The sequence below is a fragment of the Halomonas litopenaei genome, from assembly GCF_003045775.1.
Lineage (GTDB): Bacteria > Pseudomonadota > Gammaproteobacteria > Pseudomonadales > Halomonadaceae > Halomonas > Halomonas litopenaei.
Window position 1 is genome coordinate 26997 of the sequence record NZ_PXNS01000010.1, and the last position, 19711, is coordinate 46707.

The following is a 19711-nucleotide window of genomic DNA, read 5'->3' on the forward strand; positions in this document are numbered from 1 at the left end:
GCGTTCTACAAGGATGCCTTTGCCATGACGCCTGACCGACACGCCTTGCCCTGGAGCTGGCTGTATCGTCCGCTCAAGGCTCGCCGCGCATCGCTGCTGGTGCTGCTGGGAATGAGCCTGTGCGCTACGCTGCTGGCGCTGGCACCGCCGCTGCTGACCCAACGCCTGATCGACCAGGGGCTGATGGCCGGCCAATTCGACAAGGTGGTGGGCTATGCCTTGGCCATGGTGGCGGTAGGTCTGGCCTCGCTGGGGCTACAGGGAGTGATCCGACTGCGCCACGTCAGGCTATCGGCGACGCTGTTGCTGAGCCTGCGCAGGGCGCTGCTCAGGCACCTGTTGCGGCTGCCCAGGTCGCGCTGGCAGGCGCGTGGGCGGGGCGACCTGATGAGTCGTCTGGACGGTGACCTGTCGATCCTTCAAGGCTTTGCGCTGGACAGCCTGCTGTCAGGGTTTTCCAACGCCCTGGGGCTGATCGGCGCCCTCGCCATGATCGGCGTGCTCAACGTCCAGCTGATGCTATTGGTGGCCCTTCTGGTGCCGCTCCAGTGGCTGTGGTTGCATCTCTGGCGACCTCGGCTGATGGCCCGCCAGCAGGCGCTCAGAGCGCATAGTGGTGAGGTCTCCGGATTCTGGCAGGACACCCTGTCCCACGGCCAGTGGTGGCAGGGCCAGGCGTTGGAGGCACCGCGCCTGAATCTGTTGCAGGCACTTGGCCACGAGCAGATGCGGCGTCTGCTGGCGGTACGCCTGGTGGGTTACCTGAGCGACCTGGGCCCGCAACTGTTGACGGCGCTGGCTCGTGTGGCGTTGTTGCTCGGTGGTGGCTATCTGGTCATCGAAGGTCGTCTGCAGCTGGGGGAGCTTGTGGCCCTGTTGAGCTATCTGGCCATGGTGATGGCGCCCATCGGTGGGCTGATCGGGCTTTACGGGGGTTGGCAGAGAGCCCGGGTCAGCGCCGAACGATTGGCCGAGTTGTTCGCCGAGCCGACCCTGCCGTCACCCTATGTGGGACGCCGTGCGCCAGCGTCGGGTGATATTGTGCTGCGCAAGGTGAGCTTTGCCTACGCCGGTCAACCGGTGCTGTTCAATGGGCTTGATCTGCGCCTCGGCCAGGGCGACAAGGTACTGGTGGAAGGCCCGTCCGGTGCGGGCAAGAGCACCCTGGTGGCGCTGCTGCTGGGGCTGGAGTCACCCTCGTCGGGGACGGTGGAGGTCGGCGAAGTCAATCTCGAGACGCTGTCGCGGCGGGCCTGGCTGAAGCAGGTGGCGTGGGTGGAGCAGCATCCGAGCCTGATCCGCGCAAGCCTTGGCGACAACCTGCGTCTGACCGCGCCGGGGGCCAGCGACGAGCAGGCGATCGCCGCCCTTGATCGGGTCGGCCTGGGGAGCTGGTTCGAGGCACAGCCGCAGGGACTGGCCACGCCGATCAGCGATCACGGTCATAGCGTATCCGGTGGCCAACGGGCTCGCCTGGCGCTGGCTCGTGCGCTGCTCTCGAAGCCTCGTCTGGTGCTGCTCGACGAGCCCACCGGCGCCCTCGATCCGGTAGCTGCCAGGGCCTTCGATGCGGTGCTGGATGAGGCTCTGGGACAGACCACGCGATTGATCATCAGTCATCAGGGGGAGCACTTCGCGTCACTGGATCGCCGCTATCGTCTGCTGGACGGTCGGCTTGACGAGGTGGGCGCATGAGCCTGGACGGGTGCAGGGGCAGGCACCGAGGCCGTATCGCAGTGCTCGATAGCGGGGTCCCCGCCGGATGGCTGCCACGACTGGCCGACTTCGCCAGCCTGTGTGACAGCGACGACGCCCTCGACCGAGTGGGGCACGGCGGTGCCATCATCAGGACCCTGGACTGGTACGGTGCGCTGGCCGGTCGCGAGTTGGTACTGATCAAGCTGTTCGACCGGCGACTGACGACGACCGCGACGCGCCTGGCCATGGCGCTGGAACTGCTGGCCGACGAGCCCCCCGACTGGGTGCTGGTCAGCGCCGGACTAGCCCGTGATGAGCCGCGACTGGCTGCAGCCGTTGCAATGCTGGTGCGCGCCGGCAGCGTGCTGGTGGCGTCGAGCGCTCGGCATGGCGCTGCGGTCTACCCGGCATCCTGTCCCGGTGTGAAGGCGGTCAGTGGCGATGCCCGGCGCCTGCCGGGGCAGTGCGGGGGCAATCACCAAGGTCGCGCCCTGGCCTGCGCCTGGGCCGTCGCCGAGGGGGCCTGGCAACCCTGGTGGACGGGACCACCGCCACTTGGTGAGGCCGGCCACACCTGGCTGGCTGGGTCGAGCTTTGCCGCCGCCCACGCTCTGGGGCAGTGGATCGGTGACGCGAGTCTCGGCCCTGCCGGCCCTTCACCTACGCGCCCTGGGCGGAGCCCCGGCGTTGACCGGTAGCGGCAACGCAGGCCAGTCAGACTGCTGTGCCCACCACTGACGCAGCCCTGTCGCCTGGGCCTTGGGCAGGTCCGCCAACCGCTCGCGCACGAGGTCGAGACGACCCGCCTTCATCGCCGCGACCAGCGGTGCCAGCGCGACGCCGGACACCGCGTAGATGCCCAGGGGCTGGTCCGGGGTGATCACCAGCTCGCGCTGGCGCAGGTGTGTTCCGATGATGGCGGCGGCCTGGCCCACGCGCACCCGAGCCCAGGCGTCGATAGCATGCATCGGCAGATGATCCGGCCAGTGACAGCGGCCAAGCCAGTAGGGGGCAGGGTCGTCTTTGGCAGCAAGACGGAAGAAGTCCCGGCCGGCCCGGGCAAAACGCCAGTAGAGCAGGTCCTGACGGCGCTGGTGAAAACGGGTCAGCGGTGCCAGGGGTTCGCCGGCCAGGGCACCGAGGATGACCGGGGCCAGCCCATGGGCCGACGACAGGGCATTGAAGATGCCCTGGCCGGACAGCGGATCCACCGACATGGCGGCGTCGCCCAGGCGCCATAGCCGGCCCTGGCGTACCAGGGTGCGGGCGACCAGGCCAGGGCGCAGGTAGTGCTGCTCCAGCGCGGTATCGTCCCAGCAGCGGGCCAGTCGCGGATGACATTCGAGCCACTCAAGCGGAGCCCCCCGTGCCTCGTCCAGTTGGTCCTGGGGCAAGGCCAGTTGCAGGTAAGCATGGCCCGCTGCACGTGCCCACCAGCCCCAGCCGCCGCCTGGAAGCGAGCTCGCCAGGCTGGCGGCAGAGCTGACATTACTGCTACCGCGTAGGATCAGTGCCGGCGTTGCCCAGGGCGCTGCGTCGCGCTGGTGGCCGCGCGCCGCTTGACGTCCGCGGGCTTCCACCCCCCAGCGAGCATGGCGCTGGCGTCCATCGGCCAATTCCACTGTGATGCCGCTCTCGTGCTGGTGCCAGCCGCGCACTCGGGCTTCTCTGACGCTCACGCCGGCCTGACGGAGGTCGGCGAGCAGGGCACGGTCGAAGGCAGGGCGGGGCAGCAGCCACTCCTGATTGGGCGCGCGGTCTTCGTTGCCCCAGTGCACCCGACGGGCGACCGGGCCGTGGGCGGTGGCCAGGGCGCGGTTCAGTCCAAGGCGTGCCATGGCGTCGCCGCTGCGTCGGCTGATGCCTTCGATGGCTGGGTAGTCGCGCAGGCGGGTCACCACCTCGACCCGATGGCCAGCGTGATGCAGCAGCAGCGCCAGGGCAGCGCCGGCGGGGCCGCCGCCGGCGATCAGCACGTCGATGTCGTTGCTCATGTCCTCGGCGCTGTCTGTGGAATCAGGGAGTTATCCTACCAAAGCCGCCCAGGCGCCGTTCTCTTTGCGCTCGGCATGGGCGGCGGTGTCGTGCTAGCCGGCGCTAGCCGAACAGGCGTTATCCGACTGCTCGGCGAGCGCCGGCGCCGTTCGATGGACCCGAGGCTCTGTCCGAAAAGTCGGCGAGCGAAGGTTAGACAAGGCAAAAATCGGTGAGACAGCGCAGTTTACGGGGGTAAATGAGCATGTTGATCCGATTTTTAACGCCGTATTACCGAGCTCAGGCACTTTTCAGATAAGCCCTAGAGCATCATGACCACCGATTTAGTCTCGGTATAGTGTTCGATCAACGAGTCACCCATCTCGCGGCCGATCCCGGACTGCTTGAACCCTCCAAAGGGCATGCAGGGATCCAGCAGGTTGTGGCCGTTGACCCAGACGCTGCCGGCGTCGATTTCGGGAATCAGGCGATGCACGGCGGCCAGGTCATTGGACCAGATGCTGGCAGCCAGGCCGTAGGGCGTGTCATTGGCCAGTTCGATCAGCTCGTCGAGTTCGCGGAAGGTCTGGACCACCACCACCGGGCCGAAGATCTCTTCCTGGACACAACGGCTCTGCTGGTCGAGGCCGGTGATCACCGTCGGCTCCACAAAGAAGCCACTGCTGCGACCCGTGCCGCCACCGGTGGCGATCGTGCCGCCTTGCTGACGGGCGCTTTCGATATAGTCGAGCACGCGGCTCTGCTGCTTGGCCGAGACCAGCGGCCCCAGGGTGGCGTCCGACTGGGTGCCCGGTGCCAGCACCAGCGCCTCAGCCTGGGCAGTAAGGGCCTTGACGAAGGCGTCGTGGGCCTCTTCGTGCACATAGATGCGTGAGCCGGCGGTGCATACCTGTCCCTGATTGAAGAAGATCGCCTGGGAGGCGCCGGCGGCGGCGGCCTCGATGTCGGCGTCCTTCAGCACCATGACCGGTGACTTGCCGCCGAGTTCCAGGGTGGTACGGGTCATGTTGTCCACCGCCGAGCGGGCGATCAGCTTACCCACCGGTGTGGAGCCGGTGAAGGCCACCTTGGCTAAGCCGGGGTGGGCCGCCAGGGCCGCGCCCGCGTCGTGGCCGTAGCCGGTGACGACGTTGAGGGTGCCGGCGGGAAAACCGACCTGCTCGGCCAGCTCGGCCAGCATCAGGGCGCTCAGCGGTGTGTCCTCGGCAGGCTTGAGCACCACGGTGCAGCCGGCTGCCAACGCCGGAGCGATCTTCCAGGCGGCCATCAGCAGCGGAAAGTTCCAGGGAATGATGGCGCCGACCACGCCGATGGGCTCGCGGCGGGTGTAGGCCACCAGCTCGCGTTCATCGGGGACCGATGGGATCGAGGGGGTCATGGTGCGACCTTCGATCTTGGTCGCCCAGCCGGCGGTGTAGCGCAGAAAGTCCACGCTCAGGGCGACGTCCATGTGACGCGAGAATGTGATGGGCTTGCCGTTGTCGAGGGTCTCGAGCAGCGCCAGCTCATCGGCCCGCGCCTCCAGCGCGTCGGCCAGGGCCAGCAGCAGCTTTTCGCGGCGACTGGGGCGGACCTTGCGCCAGGCTCGAAACGCCTGTGCTGCTGCGCCGACGGCGCGATCGATGTCCTCGCTTGTGCCCTCGGGCACCTGGGCCAGCGGCTCGCCGCTGGCCGGGTCTGTCACTTCTATGACCCCGCCTTTGCTGGCGTCGACCCAGCGACCGTCGATGAACATGCTGCGTGGCGTGGCAAGCCAATGACGAAGGCGGTCGAATGTCAAAGTGGCGTCGGTGTTTGTCATGGTTGTTCTCCGAAGGTGAACCAGCGTTATGATGGCGTCAGGGCAGCGTCTTCAGGCGGCTCCTGTCAACCTGAATAGCAAGGCGCGTGCCAGCTTTGGTGAAAGAACAAACACAAAGAAAAACAGCGGGTTGAAATTGCTATCTTCGGGGCGGTCGTAGGTCTTGCGAGGCTGCGACAGGGTACTGTCGCAGAATGCGACAGCCGGGCTCGAGATGGGAATCGGCGCGACGGCCTCGGTGGTGGCCCTGTCGTACCAGCATGCACCCGCAGGAGTCTCCCATGCCCCGTTCCGCCGTCAGATCCCCCGACGTCATCCGCCAGGCCCGACACCTGCTGCGCCAAGGCACCGTCGCGATGGACATGCTCGACCCCTGTATCGGGCGCTCCTGGCAGCGTTGTCTGGCCCTGGGGGTGTTGCCTGGGGGGACGCACGAGATTCCGCGGTTGAGCCAGACAGAGCTGAAGGACCTGCGCGACTCCCACGACACACTGCTGAGACTATCGGACCCGCTGCTGGCAGCGTTGGCCGGTGAGCTCAAGGACTGCCAGCTGGTGCTGACTTCCCGCGATGCCACCGTGCTCAAGGCTTGCGGCCGGCGATTCTCGCTGGAACCGCGGCTGGATATCGCCGCCGGCATCCAGCTCGACGAGCGCTGGTTCGGTACCAATGCGCCAGCGGTGGCGATGTTCGAAAAGGCACCGGTGCTGGTGCGCTCCAGTGAGCATCTGCTATTTCCCGACAATCCGGTGTCCTGTGTAGCGGTGCCCCTGGTCGATCCGGACGAGCATTGTCTGGGCATCCTCGATCTGACCTTCGATGCCCGCCACCGCTATCCCGAGCACTATCTGGGGCGGCTGGAACAGGTGGCCAGAGCACTGAAACGCGACATGTTCATCCAGCGGCACGAGACCCACTGGGTGCTGGAAATTCAAAGTGACGTCATGGCCTTCGATGGGATGGGTGCTGCACTGCTGGCCATCGATGAAGATGGTGTCATCAGGGGACACGAGCGCCAGACAATCGCGGTCCTGGGCATGGAAATCCCCCAAGGGACCGACATCGAGGCGCTGCTTGGTCAGCCCTGGGCCAGGCTCAAGCGCCAATGTCGGGACGGCGCCGAACTGCTGGCGATCCAGTCGCTCTCGGGGACCCGGATGGCGAGATTGCACGCACCGCGCCGGTGGCGTGGGGCCGTGGCGGCACTCGGCCGCTCTGCATCCGCCAGCGTGGCCGACGACAAAGGCCGCACTCGACCGTGTCTCGACAGTCTGGTGGCGGGCTGGGAGCCTCAGCAGGCTAGAGAAGCCTGGCGTGCCGTACGTGTGCTGAAAGCCGGATTGCCGGTGTTGCTGCAGGGGCCGACCGGGAGTGGCAAGGAGGCCCTGGCGCGAGGGCTGCACGAGGAGAGCGGCGCGCAAGGTCCCTTTGTCGGGCTCAATTGTGCAGCGATTCCCGAGAGCCTGATCGAGGCGGAGCTATTTGGTTATGTCGAAGGTGCTTTCACCGGGGCGCGCAAGGGGGGATATCGAGGTCGCCTGCTCGAGGCCAACGGGGGCACCTTGTTGCTCGACGAGATCGGGGACATGCCACTTTCGTTGCAGGCACGGTTATTGAGAGTGCTTCAGGAAAAGGTCGTCATACCGCTCGGTGAGCATCGCGAAGTGCCGGTGACCGCCGCCATCGTTGCGGCCAGCCACCGTCATCTGGAGCTGGAGGTGGCTTCGGGAAGCTTTCGCGAGGACCTCTACTATCGTCTGGAAGGCGTGGTGGTGGAGTTGCCGTCGCTGGCACAACAGTCGTCGCTGGTCGAGCAGATCCACGAACTTTGGCAGCGGCTCGAGCAACAGTATCAACGACGGGTGGTGCTCGCTGAGGCGCTGCTGGCGCGCCTGGCCGCCTACCCCTGGCCAGGAAACTGGCGGGAACTGCAGCACTGTCTGGAAACCGCGCTGGTGGGGCTGGAGCCTGACGCGTCTCGGCTCGACCTCGAGGATCTATCGCCACGCTGGCAACGAAAGCTGATGGATGTCACGCCGGGGAGCCTTGGGCAGAGCGCACCGGTGCGGCCGGCGGCAGAACCTTCGGACCTGGCGATCCGGGAGCTGACCCTCAAGCATATGCAGAAGGCGCTGGCTGCCCACGGTGGCAACATGAGTGCTGCGGCCAGGGCGCTCGGGATCAGCCGTTCGACGCTTTACCGACGGTTGGAGCAGGCGTGTCGCTGAGAAGTGACAAGGAGATATCTAGCCGACCGCGCCTTCAGGCTTGCTTGTCGAGCAGATAACGCGCTGACCAGACGGCGACTCGGTAGCGGGGCTTCTCGACTCTGGATGGTGATACACGCTACCTGAACTAGCGCTGCTTCTGGAGATGGAAGCTTCATGCTTCCCGCCTGCGGATTACACGATCCCCGCATCAACTCCCGCCGCCAGGGTCATGGCGAGTTCTTCTACCTGACCGATGAAGTCGTCCTGCCATTCACCCCGCAGCACCAGTGGCGCCTGGACCCATTTCCAGCGTAGACCGGTGACGATGCCTTCCACCGCCCGCTGCGTGCCGGTGCCGTCGTGACCCGCGCGGATGTACAGCACGCAGGGCAGCCCCTGGGTGTGTTCCAGCACGGGGTAATAGCTACGATCGAAGAAATCCTTGAGGGCACCGCTCATGTAGCCGAGGTTCTCGGTGGTGCCAAGCAGGATGGCGTCCGCTTTCCTGACATCCTCGGGGCCAGCATCGAGCGGCGCCAGTACCTGGACGTCCACGCCGTCGATGTCCGGATGGCGGGCGCCACGCTCGGCCGCTTCCCTTAGTGCCAGGGTGTTGGGCGAGGGTGCATGGGCGACGATCAGCAGACGTTTCATGCAGAGCTCCGGCAAGGCTGGTGCGAGGATGGTGGCTAGAGCGGCGAGCGACGGTTCAGTGCGTCGATCTTCCGGCTGCCCCCTTGAAGCCATGGGGGATCACCATCATGTCAAAGACATGCGGGTTTGACAGCCCGGGGCGACTCGTCAAGGCTGGACATGGCTGCCGCGGTGAAATATCGCCTAGCGGTTTCATGAAAATCACGCAGACGCCCTTTGCAGATTGTGAACCATTTCGATCCAGGGAGGATATCACCATGCCCTTTGCGCTTTCTTCGCTAAGAGTGACCAGCACCGCCTTCGACAATGATGGCGCCATCCCCGCACGGCACTCCCAGGAGGCAGAAGATCTGTCTCCGGCGCTGGCCTGGGACGGCCTGCCCGAGGGTACCAAGTCGGTGGCGGTCATCTGTCACGACCCCGACGCGCCGCTGGTCCAGAAGGGATGCTACGGCTTTGTTCACTGGGTGCTCTACAACCTGCCGGCGTCCCTCTCCTCGCTGGAGGAGGCCACCGAGGAAGGCACCCGAGGAATCAACGACGCCGGCAACCTCGGTTTCAATGGTCCGATGCCGCCGGAAGGGCATGGCGTGCACCGCTACTACTTCTGGGTACTGGCGCTGGACACCGAGACGAACCTGCCGGAGGGCCTCGGCATGAATGAACTGCTGTCCGAGGTCGAGCCGCACCTGCTCGGCATGAATCGGCTGGTGGGGAGCTATCAGCGCGACGCCTGAGGCGCCTCGGCCTCCATCAGAACATGACGTACTGAAGCCCGTTTTTAACGGGCTTCTCGTTCAAGGATGACGCCCATGTACGAATGGATTTCTGCCCACAAGGATGTATTGCAGACGCTGGCCAGCGTCGGCTCCTTCATGATCTGGCTGATCTACGCGCAGCTTCTGTACTTTGGCTTTCGCCGCCAGCGTCGACCCCGGCTGATCATCAATCGCGGCAAGCGAAAGAATCTGGATGCGCTGTGCGTGATCAGCAACATGAGCGCCGAGCCCATCTACTTGCAACATATCATGATGACGCTGGAGACCTCGGAAGGTGACTGGACGCTGGATGTCAGTGACCACGAGGCGGATCTTGATGATGATGAAGACCAGCAGGAAGCGGGCCACAACGCCAGCCATTGTACCCACCAGGGTCCGCTGGACAGCGGTGGCTTCGTTCATATCGGTTCGTTCAATGCCTTGAAGGAACGTATTACCACCATCGCCGACATCGACGAGTCGCGGGATGGGCTGGTATTCAAGGCCGTCTGTGTACGGGTGATCGGCACCTACTGTTCGGAGAACCTGCCGATCGGTGCCGAGCGGCGTTTCGTGTTTCACCAGAGCGAGAATTCCTGCACCCTGGTGCCCGAGACCTGGGACACTCTGCAGTTCAGTACTCGCCGCCAGCGGCGGGCCCTGAAGGCCGATATCAAGCGCATTCACGAGCGCCAGGCCCAAGGCGAGGGCGAAAAGGCGGAAAAGGAAGATAGGGAGCAATAGGAAGCAATAGGAAGACAGCGCCTGACAAGGCTCTCCTTCCATTGGACGACTGGCAATCCGGCGGGGGGCGGAGTACCGTCTTCGCTTTTCCCACCTGCGAGAGTGTCATGAGCGACCTGCCCCCCTGTCCCGCCTGTGAGTCCCCATACGGCTACGAGGATGGCCATTCCCTGGTCTGTCCCGAGTGCGGCCACGAATGGTCGTTGAACGCCGAGCCCGATGAGAGCGGTGACCAGGTGCGGGACGCCCACGGCAATGTGCTGAGCGACGGCGACAGCGTCACCGTGATCAAGGATCTGAAGGTCAAGGGCTCTTCTTCGGTGGTCAAGGTCGGCACCAAGGTGAAGAACATCCGCCTGGTCGATGGTGACCATGACATCGACTGCAAGATCGATGGCATCGGCGCCATGAAGCTCAAGTCGATGTACGTCAAGAAGGCCTGAATGCGGCCCTTGAGGCGTCATGCAAGGGCAAACGCCAGCGCTTGGAAAGCGCTGGCGTTTTTTTATGCTCGACTTGCGTTGGTTGCCCTGACGCGACCTGTGCTCAGGTGAGGCTGGCGCCCACGAACAATGTCACGGTGGTGACTCCCAGGGTCATCAGGATATAAGGCAGCGCCCACTTGACGAAGCGCTCGTAGGGGATCTTGGCAAGCGCCAGTCCGGCGACCAGATGGGCGGCGGTGGGAGCGAACATGTTGATCCAGCCGCTCGCGGACTGGAAGGCGGTGACCACCAGTTCGCGATCCACGCCCGAGAAGTCGGCCAGTGGCGCCATCAGCGGCATGGACACCGTGGCCAGCCCCGAGGTCGATGGGATGAAGAAGCTCAGCACGATGTGGACCACGTAGGCCACCACCACGAACAGTCCCGAGGACAGGCCGGCTACCGCGCCTTCGGCCCAATTGAGGATGGTGTCGATGATCACGCCGTTGTCCATCACCACATAGATGCCGCGTGCCACGGCCACCACCAGGGCCACGCCGATCAGGTCCTTGGCACCATCGAGGAAGGTCTCGATGAAGTCGGATTCGGACTGTCGATTGATCAGGGCGATCAGGATGGCAGCGCTCAGGAACAGGGTGGAGAGTTCATCGAACCACCACCACAGGGTCGGAAAAGCCGTGATGCCCATGTCTTCCCAGGGCACGACGCCGTAGACCATGATCCCGAAGGTCATGAAAAACACCGTCATGGTCAGCTTGTGGCGCAGGGTGAACGCCTGGGGCGAGGCGGCCTCCTTGGCCTGAGGGCCGGCTGTCAGCTGCAGGTCCGCCAGCACCGAGCGCTGCGGGTCGCGCTTGATCCGCGCGGCGTAGCGCATCACGAACCAGATAGCCAGCGACACCAGGATCACGAACTGCACCAGCCTGAGGGTGATACCGGCGCCGATCGGCAGGCCGGCGAAGCCCGAGGCGATGCCGGTGGCGAAGGGGTTGACGGTGGAGGCCAGCACACCGGTGCCGGAGCCGAGCAGGATGATGCCTGCGGCCACCATGCGGTCGTAGCCGGCGGCGGTGATCACCGGCAGGATGATGGCCCAGAAGGCGACCGTTTCCTCGGCCATGCCGTAGGTGGACCCGCCGAGGGCAAACAGCACCATCAGTACGGGAATCAGGTACTGCTCGCGCCCGCCAAAGCGCTCGACCACCGCGCCGATCCCGGCATCCAGGGCGCCCGAGCGCATCGTCACCGCCAGGAAGCCGCCGATGACCAGCACGAACAGGGCAACGTCCACGGCCTTGTGGAATCCCTGGATCGGTGCCACCAGCACATCCAGCGGCCCCTGGGGAGAACTTTCCAGCACCTGGTAGGTGCCGGGAATCGGCAACAGGCGGCCGTCACCCTGATAGTCGAGCACGTCGCTGGCAGCAATGACCTGATCGCTGCCTTCCACATGGTAGTCGTACTTGCCGGCGGGCATGACCCAGGTCAGCACCGCCACCAGCGCGGTGATCACAAAGAGCAGGGTATAGACCGTGGGCATGCGCAGGCCGGAGCGCCGTTTGGAGGAGGTCGCTTGCGTTTCCATCTCGGTTTCCTCGTTTCAGAAGGTCATGGTGTAGGCTCTTTTGTTGTCGGTGTGATCAGGGACAGACGGCCCTTGTGTGACCGCCTGTCTTCGAGTCTACGGGCCTCGACAGTCTGTCGGGACTTGGGTCGGCACAATGCTTGATCCGCTGCAAGGACGGCGACGATGCGGCGAGATGAGAGGTAAATTTGCTGGCCTGGCTCAAGAAATGAGGCGACGCCAATGTTTCACCACACGCGGTCTCGCTGCACGACGAGACACGCGCAGGGTTGTCGTGTGCAGGGCAATAGGAAGTGGCGCTGGGGTCGGCTGACAGGGCGGCTGAAAGGACGGCCGGGAGGCCGACTGAGCGAGCGGCCGGCCCTGCCGTAAATGAGGGCCTTGGGTCGGGTGATATGGCCAGGGGCCCGGTGTGGCGGCCCCTGGCGAGTTCACCCATAGCGCAGAGATCAGCCTTCGAAGTTCCAGGTCAGGCGGGCGTTGATGCGACCCTCACGGCTATCGGTCTCGAGGTCACGATCGCCGATGGGCTCAGCGTACTCCAGGGTGAGGCCGTACAAACGTCCTTTGCCCAGGCTGACGCCGGCCGCCGCCGAAGCCAGGTGGCTATCCGCGTCGCGCTCCTGAAACTCGGTGCGGGCGCCATCCAGCACCAGGTAGGGCTCGATGCGCGAAAGCCAGGCGCTATTCACAGGCTGCAGATAGCGTAGTTCCAGCGCCCCGGCGAAACCGTAGTCGCCCTCCGCCTGGCCGGCGTCATAGCCGCGCCCGAAGCGTTGGCCACCGTAGTTGCCGCGCTCGGGTTCCGGCAGCGCATCGTCGGAGTAGAAACCGTTGGCGCTGGCGGTAAGGCGCCAGTGATCGCCATACAGGCGTCTGTACTGGGCGTCCAGCTGCCAGCGGGTGAAGTGTAGATCTCCGTTGTCGGCAAGCGGTGTACCGTTGAGCCGGCGCTGCTGCTCGTTGGCCCCCAGATCTACGCCCTGGCGCAGGGCCAGCGAGGCAAGCCAGAACTGCCGTCCACGCTGGGTGCGATAGTTCAGGTCCAGATCGGCGGCCGAATACTCGGATTCCTCGACCAGTTGGTTGAGGGTCTGTTCCTCGAAGCTGAGTGATGTGGTCTTGGTCTCGTCGTGATGACGCAAGGCGCCGCCCAGGGTCAGGCTCGAGGAGCGTGACAGCAGCAAGGGGTAGGACAGCCCCAGGCGATAGCGTCTGCGGTCGGTATCCTGATCCTGGCGCAGATCGAAGCGCTGTCCGTCGAGCAGGTAGATCAGATTCTCCTCGTCCTCACCGTCATAGCTGTCGGCGGAGGCGGTCAGGGTCAGGCCGTCGTTGCCGATATCGGTACGATAGTCCAACGCGTAGAGCTCGTTGTCGTTGTCGATGGGCCACAGCCAGGAGAAGCCCAGGCTGTCGCCCCAGGTAGTCAGGCTCTGGGTCGAGACCCGGTTGATGAAGACGGCGTCCTGCTCGTCGCCGCCGCTGAGGTTGCCCGAATAGTCAAAATGATCGATACGACGTTCTTCGACACGCAGGGTAGTGGCACCGCTGGGGGTGCGCGGCACCGGTGCCTTCAGGGTCAGGCTGGCACCGGGAATTCGCTCGATCAGCCCGCTGACACGCTCAAAGGTGCTGCGCGTCAGAGGGCGTTCTTCCAGCAATGGCTGGACCAGTTTCTCCACCCGGCCCGCCACGGGGTCATCGTCCACCACGATCTCGGTACGGGCGATATGCCCCTCCACCAGTACGATGCGCACGTTGCCGTCACGAAAGTTGTTGGTTGGCAGGTAGGCGAAGGACAGCGGATAGCCGCCGTCCTGGTAGGCGTCGGTGATCGCCTGGACTTCGGCCTCGATGGCCTCTCGGCTCACGCTCTGCCCGATCATGGCCTGAAGTCCCTGACTCAGTTCGGCCAGATCTAGCACGCTGTCGCCGATGAAGCGCACGTGACTCACGGTGACGCGGGCAGGGATGCCGGCGCTGGCGTCGCTGGGCAGGTCAACCTCGGTTTCCACGCTGCGCTGTTGTGGCGCCAGCCGGCGATTTTCGATGATGTCGTCGACGGTCTCCAGCGTCTGCTGGGCCTGGAGGGGGGACACGGCCAGCAGGCTGCCGGCGGCCATCACTAGGTGAAGGGGACTGTATCGCGAACGTGGCGGGGAAGATGGCTTGGTGTAGGGCGTTGGTTGCGGCGTAGTGCTTGGCATAGGCTTCCTTGTCGATCCCTGGTAGAGGCCCCTCAAGGGGGCTCGAATATTGTTGTGAACAGCGTCTGGACTGGTGTTGGGTTTGACCTCAAGAAAAGGCCCGATACCCGCGGGGGTATCGGGCCTGCGTTTGGCATGGCTGGTCAGGCGAGATCAGTTTCTGCCCAGCACTCCTCCCAGAATGCTGCTGACCAGGCCGTCATTGCTGCCGGCGTCGTTACTGCTGCCGTCCTGGCTGCTTTCCATGTCACCGGTAAGCTTCTCGGTCACGCCACCGACGGCGTCCAGGGTGCCGCCGACCAGGCCACCGCCGCTGTCGCTGTCGCCACCGCCGAGGGTGCTGGTCAGGGTGTCGGAGACGCCGGAGACCAGGCCGCCGCCGCTATCGCCACCGCCGAGGGTGCTGGTCAGGGTATCGGAGACGCCAGAGACCAGGCCGCCGCCACTGTCGCCACCGAGGGTGTCGCCCAGTCCGGCAGTCAAGCCGCTGCCGCCGCCCAGCGTATCGTTGAGTCCGGCGATGAGGTTGCTGTCACCACCAAGCTGGTCGCCAAGCCCTGCCTCGAGTCCGCCCCCGAGGCCGCCTTGCTGGCTTCCTCCGAGGTCCGAGAGCAGAGCCCCTTGGCCCAGCAGTCCGGCAGATTCCAGTTGACTGAGTCCCTGACCATCGAGGCGTGAAAGCAGTCGAGCCTCATCACCGCCCAGCAGTCTGCCGGTGTTGGCGGCGATGCCTCCGACACCACTGACAGCACCACCCACGCCAGCGGCGAGGTCATTGCCCTGGCCCAGGCGGCCACCCAGTCCATCTACCGCTACGCCGGCCTGGATCAGCACGTTGCCTACCTCGGGGCCGACCACCAGGGCCTGGCTGAGCTGGGTAACGCCGCTATCCGTCTGGATGACAACGGGGCGCAATACCGCCGACACTTCGCGGGTCAGGCCACCAAGGTGCGAGCCATCGTCGTTGAAGTTCAGGGTCAGCACGTTACCGGCCTGGGTCACGCCGCCACCAAGGGCCGCGACGCTGCTGCCGAGCTGGGTGATGGCGCCGCTGCGGTTGTCGAGCTGCATGACCAGGGGGAGCTGGTTCAGGTTGCCGACGGTGGCGCCGAGGCTGGATACCACCTCTCCGGTTTCGGAGACCGCTACACCGCCGCCGGCCAAGGTGGTTCCCACAGCGTTGGGGTTATTCGAGAAGTTGCCCAGACCATTGTCGAGTCCGTTGCTGAGCCCGGATACGGCTTGGCCGCCATTGCTGATGACATTGCCCAGCCCGTCGGTGACGAACTCTCCACGTCCTCCCAGACTTTGTTGCGAAATGCCATCGCCCAGGGCGGTGACGGCGTCTCCAGCACCGGCGCCGGTCTGTCCTGCGCTGGCGACGGTGCGCTCCAGGTCGGTGCGGCCGTCTTCAGGCGCGCTGGTATCGCCATCGAGCAGTCCGCCGAGGCCGCCGCCTGAGCCATTGTCGCCTTCACCCCCGCCGAGCAGCTCGCCGGTCGCGATGACGATATTACCGCTGCCGGTCACGCTATCGCCGGCGCCGCCAAGCAGAGAGTAGCGTTCACCGATACGCTGACCGAGGTCGGCCAGGGTGCCACCGGTGCGTAGCAGCAGGTTGCCGGCCTGGGCCGGCAACACCAGCGCTTGACCGACGCGTGTGACCTTGCCGTCGGTGCCCAGCAGCACAGGACGAAGGGCAACACCAAGCTTGGTAGTGGTGGCCCCGAGCACCTCGCTGGAATCCTCGAAATTAACGCTGAGTGCGTCGCCTGCGCGCTCCACCTTGCCGCCGAGCCCATTGACGGTGGTACCGAGCTTGGTCACCAGTCCTGTTCGGGCGTCGAGTTCCATCACTACGGGCAGTTCGCCCAGGCCGGCAACGGTGTCTCCTGTCGCCGAAACTGCCTGTCCAAGCTCGCCGACACCGTTGGTCACGCCTGCGGCGGTGGTGCCCAGATAGTTGTCATTGGTACTGAGGCTGCCGACACCATCGCGTATGCCGCTCGAGATGTCGCCGACCGCATCGCCCGTTTCGGAGACGATCGTACCTGCAGGTTCGGTGACGCTGGCCAATTGAGGGACGGCGCTCTGCTGGGAGATGCCGTTCCCGATGTCAGTAAGCGTGGTGTCTACACCGTCGCTGGTATCGGCTGTCGCCAGGAATACACCTTCCAGCGATGAGCGGGCAATGCCATCGCCGCCATCGCCGCCGTCGGATCCATCACCATCGCCGCCATCGCCACCGGAGCCATCGCCACCGGAGCCATCACCACCGGAGCCATCACCACCGGAGCCATCACCACCGGAGCCATCGCCACCGGAGCCATCGCCACCAGAGCCATCGCCACCAGAGCCATCGTCGCCACCGCTGGTAATCGGGTCCTGGCTGTTACTGGCCAGGGTGCGAGAGTTGCTGGAATCACCAGAGCAGGCGGTCAGGGTCGCCATCGCGCTGGCGAGAGCAATAACGAGTAGTTTTCGTTGCAAAGTCATCGGTTTATACCTCACCTAGTCCGGATGTAATGGTTATCTTGGTGGAAAGGCAATAAAGCCTGTATGGGCTTTCTAAAACTCTTGTAGTTGAATATTTAGCGTAGATGCATCTTTATGCATAATTCCTTTTTATTAGCTTTTTATGGGTTTTAATTAGTGTCTAAGTGTTACCAGACGTAATAAAAAGTGTTATGAAGTGATTGTGCTGAAGATTGTTTTGAAAAGGGCGGGGCGCTCGGGCGTACACTGAACTAGCACCGTGCTAGGCTCATGTAGCAGCAAGGAGAGGTGATGATGAGCCCTTGGCGTTTTGTAGTAATGTTGGTCGCAGGAGCCATGGTTGCCGGGGTGCTGGCGGCCTGTGATGGAGATTCAACAGTGAGTCAGCCTTCGGAGCCGAGCGGTGAGCGAGACATCGCGTCCGGTTCTGTCGAAAGGGTGACGTCCCGAGTTGATGAACCTGAACCTGAACCTGAACCTGAACCTGAACCGATGACGGTAGCGGCGCTGGACGAGCCGGTGACGGTATCGCTGGATATCCGGCTGGCGTCGGATCGGCGAATGCATGTGGCGGCCACGACCAACTTGCCGGAAGGCACTAAAGTCCAGCTTCGAGTGGTGCGCGAGGCCAGCAATGTGCGTTGGCAGTCACGCACTGAGGTGCGTGAGGGCAGTGTGGCAGCCGGGCCCTACGGTCCCGGTAGCGGGTTGCCCGATGGCTACTATCGTATCGAACTGGTCACCGCGCCTGCTGACGTGCAGCCCGCCGAGGTCAAGGCGCGGATCGGGCCGAGCGGCGAGTACCTTGATGGGCCACTGGTTGCCACGTCGGAGCATGGACTGGGCAAGATCATCAAGGCTAGCCAGCGGTTTCTGGTAGGGCAGGAAGTGCGACGAACGCTGGACGATGTCGAAGTGCAGCAGAGCCCCTGAATCAACCTTGAAAGCACCTCTTGATAAGTGTCCCTAAGACGCGAACGCAGCAGGAAGTTGTTACAGACCGCCCGTGGAAGTCGCTTTTGGAAATCGTTTTTGGAAATCGTTCCGGAAACGTGTTCTTGAGAAGTGTTCCTGGCAAAGTTCTTGCGAAAAGTTCTTGAGAAAAGTTCTTGGGAAGAGTTCTCGGGGCAACGTTCTTGAGAAGAGTTCTTGGAAAAGACTGAGAAGAGTTCTGGAGAAGTGTTCCAGAAAAGCGTCCTGGAAGATGGCTGGAAGCGGACGTCATGCGTCGAACGCGCCTGGACGCCATCGCCGACTTATAAGTTAGAGGGATAAACGGCGCCAGGGATAAGAAGCTCAAGAGATAAGAAACGCAAGTGATAAGAAGCGCAAGTGATAAGAAGCGCAGGGGATAAGAAGGGCAAGGCACAGAGAGCGGTGGCGACAAGACTGCCGGGCAGGGCAGAGGCGGCAAGGGACGGTCAGGCCGGAGTGACCGACCTGACCCGTCGGGCTCGCTCTCGGGGCTTGGGCGCCTGGTTGGATGATCTGGGTAGGCGAGAGATGAAACGTCAGGCCCGGCCGACTGCTTTTGGTTTCATCTCTGCTTTTCGTCTCACCTCAGGTCGCTGACTCGCTACGCCATAGCGCTACCACCTTGGCCTTGAGTCGCATGCCGCTGTGATAAGGCATGGTGGTGGTCTGGCCCTGGCGCTGAAAGGTCAGTTGCCCGTTGTTGTCCTGTGCGACCCGGCGCAGGTACAGGGTATCTTCCTCCGCCACAAGATAGAGTCCCGGCTGCCGGAATATCTCGGTCGGAGCCACGGCGGCCAGATCCAGCGGTCCCAGAAAATCGAAGTGCTCATCCGGCGCTGGCGTCACCAGGTGGCAGTCACCGTCCCAACGCTGCTCCGGGATCAGCTCCAGTGGCAGATCGATCCCCTTGTGGGCGACTTCCTGCCAGGGCAGCGGCAGGGTCGATCTCAGGTAGAGGGGAGATGGTCGGCTCGGTTCTCCTTCCAGCAGGTGTGCCAGGGGGCAGTTAAGGGCCTGTGACAGTGCCACCAGGCGTTCATGCCCGATCTGCTTGATGGTGCCGGACTCCCAGTAGGAAATGGTGACGTCAGAGACCCCGACCTGGCGAGCCAGCGCCGCCTTGTTCAAGCCGGCTGCCAACCTCAAAGATTTGATGCGCGGACCCAGCGCGTCCATGGAACCTTCCTGTCGACACATAAAGAGAATTTAGAATACTCATTCATAAGCACCTCTTGTGCAATATCAGGCGTCAACGATATTCGACGGTTCCTATGCCGCACTACCAGGTGATCGGCTCGTTGGCCCAGTCGAAGAAGCCGCCGCTGTCGTCGGGGCCACGCTGCTGCACCATGGTCATCAGTCGGTCGGCGACAAAGTCGGCGGTGAATAGCTTGTGCTCAGGGACTCGGGCCTGAAAGGGGCGTGACAGCAAGCTGTCGGTGGTACCCGGGTGGAAGCTCAGCACGCAGGACTGGGGATTCAATCGCTTGAGTTCGATGGCAGCGGTTTTCATCAGCATGTTGTGGGCGGCCTTGCTGGCGCGGTAGGCGTACCAGCCGCCCAGGCCGTTATCGCCGATCGAGCCGACCCGTGCCGATAGGCTGACCACGGTGGTGGGATGGGAGCCCTTGAGGTGGGGAAGCAGCGTCTGGAGCATCAAGGCCGGCGTGGCGGCGTTGACCTGAAAAAGGGTCGTCAGGGCGGCTTCGTCGAGGTCCTCCAGGCGTTTCTCGGGCTGAATGTTGCTTGCTTCGTCGTGCAACAGGCCAATGGCGTTGACCACAAGGTGAAGAGGAACGGCTTGGCCAGCAGGGCCGTGAAGGGCTCGACCCAGGTCAGCGCGGCCCTGTGCAGTGGTGACATCGCCTTGGATCGCTTCCAGGCGAGAAGAGGAGGCCTGAAAGGAGGTTCGGCTGACGACGGTCGCCTGCCCCAGCCGTGGGTCGGCGAGCAGTCGATCGACGACGGCGCGACCTATGCCTCCATTGCCGCCGATGACGAGGGCGCGATAGCCGTCGGGAAGTCTGTCCATGTCGCTCTCCTGGCCTGGGTGGGGTGGCAACCTGTTCGAGTCCCGCACGGGGTGACGATTTCAGAGTTTCGCGAATCCCGCCGGGTCCTGCGCAATTGCTTCGTCGG

15 protein-coding genes are annotated in these 19711 nt (G+C 64.0%); 7 read left to right on the top strand and 8 right to left on the bottom strand.

Annotated features, from left to right (window positions below):
* Window positions 1–24: 24 nt before the first annotated feature.
* Window positions 25–1695 (top strand): ATP-binding cassette domain-containing protein, encoded by a 1671-nt coding sequence (locus C6W88_RS16120; protein ID WP_108133218.1) that lies wholly within the window; start codon window positions 25–27, stop codon window positions 1693–1695.
* Window positions 1692–2396, top strand: coding sequence for a S8/S53 family peptidase (locus C6W88_RS16125; RefSeq protein WP_108133219.1), 705 nt, complete (start codon window positions 1692–1694; stop codon window positions 2394–2396). The genes C6W88_RS16120 and C6W88_RS16125 overlap by 4 nt, the downstream gene beginning before the upstream one ends.
* On the opposite strand, the gene qhpG is transcribed toward C6W88_RS16125, so the two are convergent.
* Both qhpG and C6W88_RS16140 read right to left on the bottom strand, forming a co-directional pair.
* On the bottom strand, window positions 2355–3692 hold the full coding sequence (gene qhpG / locus C6W88_RS16130; RefSeq protein ID WP_108133220.1) for a flavin-dependent monooxygenase QhpG: 1338 nt from the start codon (window positions 3690–3692) through the stop codon (window positions 2355–2357). The genes C6W88_RS16125 and qhpG overlap by 42 nt on opposite strands.
* Before the next feature lie 302 nt (window positions 3693–3994).
* Window positions 3995–5494: an aldehyde dehydrogenase family protein gene (locus tag C6W88_RS16140; protein ID WP_108133222.1), complete on the bottom strand. Its 1500-nt coding sequence runs from the start codon at window positions 5492–5494 to the stop codon at window positions 3995–3997.
* A 281-nt stretch (window positions 5495–5775) separates the two neighbouring features.
* On the opposite strand from C6W88_RS16140, the gene C6W88_RS16145 reads away from it, so the two are divergent.
* A complete protein-coding gene (locus C6W88_RS16145; protein ID WP_181248655.1) occupies window positions 5776–7722 on the top strand; it encodes a sigma-54-dependent Fis family transcriptional regulator in 1947 nt (648 codons plus the stop codon).
* A 174-nt stretch (window positions 7723–7896) separates the two neighbouring features.
* Here C6W88_RS16145 and C6W88_RS16150 read toward each other — a convergent pair whose 3' ends face one another.
* Window positions 7897–8358, bottom strand: a complete 462-nt coding sequence (locus tag C6W88_RS16150) for a flavodoxin family protein (RefSeq protein WP_108133224.1) — start codon at window positions 8356–8358, stop codon at window positions 7897–7899.
* Window positions 8359–8615: 257 nt separating this feature from the next.
* Between C6W88_RS16150 and C6W88_RS16155 the strand changes: the two genes are divergently transcribed.
* The 3 genes from C6W88_RS16155 to C6W88_RS16165 all read left to right on the top strand — a co-directional run bounded on the left by C6W88_RS16155 (window position 8616) and on the right by C6W88_RS16165 (window position 10303).
* Window positions 8616–9095, top strand: a complete 480-nt coding sequence (locus tag C6W88_RS16155) for a YbhB/YbcL family Raf kinase inhibitor-like protein (protein WP_108133225.1) — start codon at window positions 8616–8618, stop codon at window positions 9093–9095.
* A gap of 75 nt (window positions 9096–9170) precedes the next feature.
* Window positions 9171–9860 (top strand): hypothetical protein, encoded by a 690-nt coding sequence (locus tag C6W88_RS16160; protein WP_108133226.1) that lies wholly within the window; start codon window positions 9171–9173, stop codon window positions 9858–9860.
* Between the two features lie 107 nt (window positions 9861–9967).
* On the top strand, window positions 9968–10303 hold the full coding sequence (locus tag C6W88_RS16165) for a zinc ribbon domain-containing protein YjdM (RefSeq protein ID WP_108133227.1): 336 nt from the start codon (window positions 9968–9970) through the stop codon (window positions 10301–10303).
* A 103-nt stretch (window positions 10304–10406) separates the two neighbouring features.
* On the opposite strand, the gene C6W88_RS16170 is transcribed toward C6W88_RS16165, so the two are convergent.
* From C6W88_RS16170 to C6W88_RS16180, 3 genes are all read right to left on the bottom strand, one after another.
* Entirely contained in the window at window positions 10407–11891 is a 1485-nt protein-coding gene (locus C6W88_RS16170; RefSeq protein ID WP_108133228.1) for a YfcC family protein, read from the bottom strand.
* 449 nt (window positions 11892–12340) lie between these two features.
* Complete coding sequence (locus C6W88_RS16175) at window positions 12341–14101, bottom strand: ShlB/FhaC/HecB family hemolysin secretion/activation protein (RefSeq protein WP_108133229.1); 1761 nt, start codon at window positions 14099–14101, stop codon at window positions 12341–12343.
* A 153-nt stretch (window positions 14102–14254) separates the two neighbouring features.
* Window positions 14255–16597, bottom strand: coding sequence for a collagen-like triple helix repeat-containing protein (locus C6W88_RS16180; protein ID WP_146164677.1), 2343 nt, complete (start codon window positions 16595–16597; stop codon window positions 14255–14257).
* Between the two features lie 378 nt (window positions 16598–16975).
* Between C6W88_RS16180 and C6W88_RS16185 the strand changes: the two genes are divergently transcribed.
* Window positions 16976–17530, top strand: a complete 555-nt coding sequence (locus tag C6W88_RS16185; RefSeq protein ID WP_231498676.1) for a hypothetical protein — start codon at window positions 16976–16978, stop codon at window positions 17528–17530.
* 627 nt (window positions 17531–18157) lie between these two features.
* On the opposite strand, the gene C6W88_RS16190 is transcribed toward C6W88_RS16185, so the two are convergent.
* Complete coding sequence (locus C6W88_RS16190; protein ID WP_162816469.1) at window positions 18158–18748, bottom strand: helix-turn-helix domain-containing protein; 591 nt, start codon at window positions 18746–18748, stop codon at window positions 18158–18160.
* A gap of 103 nt (window positions 18749–18851) precedes the next feature.
* Window positions 18852–19604, bottom strand: coding sequence for an SDR family NAD(P)-dependent oxidoreductase (locus C6W88_RS16195; protein ID WP_108133232.1), 753 nt, complete (start codon window positions 19602–19604; stop codon window positions 18852–18854).
* Window positions 19605–19711 lie beyond the last annotated feature (107 nt).